The organism is Pseudomonas sp. PA15(2017) (assembly GCF_001945395.1).
Lineage (GTDB): Bacteria > Pseudomonadota > Gammaproteobacteria > Pseudomonadales > Pseudomonadaceae > Aquipseudomonas.
Genome location: NZ_MSXV01000058.1, coordinates 97,423 through 97,655 on the forward strand (window position 1 = coordinate 97,423; position 233 = coordinate 97,655).

Sequence of the window (233 nt, forward strand, 5' to 3'; positions counted from 1 at the left end):
TGGCTGGGTAATGTCAACTGCCGCGGGCAGGTCGATGTACACCTGCTTTAAGGTATTGGCCGTGCACGGCACGCTCAAAGCCTTCCACATTTCCACGGTGCCGTCAGGGTAACGAGTGTACGAACCGTTGGCATTGAACCCCCTTTCAATGTCTGTATCTCGAAGCTGGTTCACTACCGGAACGTTCACCTCCCCCGCCTGGGCTCCTGCTGAATAAGTGGCTGACCACCCCA

The 233-nt window shown here is 56.7% G+C and carries 1 pseudogene; it reads right to left on the reverse strand.

Annotated elements, in window-relative coordinates:
* Positions 1 to 189 (reverse strand): annotated as a pseudogene (locus tag BVH03_RS26655) (hypothetical protein); the annotation flags it as partial.
* Positions 190 to 233 lie beyond the last annotated feature (44 nt).